The following is a 1,547-nucleotide window of genomic DNA, read 5'->3' as shown; positions in this document are numbered from 1 at the left end:
GTAACTGCCCAGCATGACTGGATGTGCCTTGGCAGAGATCAGGTATTCAGCCCAGGCGCAGTTGCGCGATCAACTGATCTGACGGTTTCATCAGGGTTTCGATGACAGACCAGCCCTGCTTGCGAGCGGTACATGTCACAGTGCGTAATGTGCAGAAAATCTCTGCCCCGCTCACGACGCGAAAACAGCCTGAGATCTTTTGCCTGACTTTGCCCATACGCAAATCCCGTTCAGCCTCATTGTTGGTGAAGGGCGCGTTGGGTTCGGTCAGAAAGCGTATGACTTCGCTTTTGCGCGTTTGCAGGCGCAGCGCGAGGTTGTGGCCGGTTCTGCGTTTCGGGCGACCCCGGTGTTTTCCGGCCTTGGAAACGGCTTGCAGAGGGGGTTGAGCTTCATGAAAATCCACCGCCTGGGTGAGGATGTCATCGTAACGCTGCAGGAGTTCACCCATCACGCAGACCCCAACGGTGCAATCATCGGTTCGGGTGTCTGCCCTGGCTTTAGCTTCCAGCAAAAGGGTTTTCATGTTGTTGGCCCACGGCTCTTTCTCAATCACGATCAAGGCCTGGAGTTCGCGAAGATGATGGGCATTGCACAGGGCGTGTTGGACACCTTCCATCTTGAAATACGGGGCCCAGTGATCGTGCACGACAAGCCCGCAGACCCCGGTCAGAAGATCGCCTCTGCGGGACGAGACGCGGAAGTGGCTCAGGAGGGGCGAACAGATCACATGTAGCCACTGTGTTTTGCCAGCCACGCGAAAGCCGGTCTCATCCAGATGCTTGACCGCCACTTGTGGCCCGCTCAGCTTTCTACATACAGCCTTCGCGAAGGGTTGAAGGCGATCAGCTGTGCGGCCGATAAGCCGGGCCAAGGTAGCTGGAACGGCTGAAAGGCCAAACAGATCAGACAACACCAGAGAAAGACGTTCCTCCGGGATGCAATGATAGGTTTGCAAGTAGCTGGCGATACCGGCGATCCGAGGGCCGTATTGAACTGGCCCCGCAACACCCTCAGGGAAGCCCCCGCGCGTGACAGCATCACACTGGCCACACCGGCACAGATGTACCCGGTGCTCGGTTACCTCTGGCGGCGGCGGAGCTGGCAAATCAACCACCTGACGCACCACAGTATTCTCTGCCATGCTGGCTGAGAGTGCCGCACCGCAAGCGTCACAAACCTGTGGGTAGTGATGGATGATATGGTCAGGCGTCGACGACTGTCGCAACGTCTTCCCCTTATGGCCGGGCTGACCGCCGGTTTTGCGGTCGGATTTACCCCTCAAGCTTTGCGTCCGCTTCTGGGCAGGTGGCTTCTTCAAGCCGTCACTCGACGGGGGCTGGCTGCTGGTCTTACTGTTGAGAGCCGCTTGCCGTTCCAGCGCGATGATCCGCTGCTCAAGCGCCTTGTTCACTTCGAGCTGCTTCAAATACGCAGCCTCAAAGTAGGCGGCGCGGCCTGCAGCGTCCGCAAAGGGTAGAAATGGGAGTTTTGAACCTTCAGACATGTATCCGTTGATTCACGCTTGAGCCGTTCAGTCAACAATA

1 protein-coding gene is annotated in these 1,547 nt (G+C 57.6%); it reads right to left on the bottom strand.

Going from position 1 to position 1,547, the window contains the following annotated elements; translation table 11 throughout:
- Positions 1-46: 46 nt before the first annotated feature.
- Entirely contained in the window at positions 47-1,429 is a 1,383-nt protein-coding gene (gene tnpC, locus ACOI1H_RS25495; protein ID WP_422441116.1) for an IS66 family transposase, read from the bottom strand.
- Between the last annotated feature and the right edge of the window lie 118 nt (positions 1,430-1,547).

The organism is Loktanella sp. DJP18 (assembly GCF_049310965.1).
Lineage (GTDB): Bacteria > Pseudomonadota > Alphaproteobacteria > Rhodobacterales > Rhodobacteraceae > Loktanella.
Note: the sequence above shows the minus strand (reverse complement) of the source record. Positions and strands in the feature narration are given on the sequence as shown.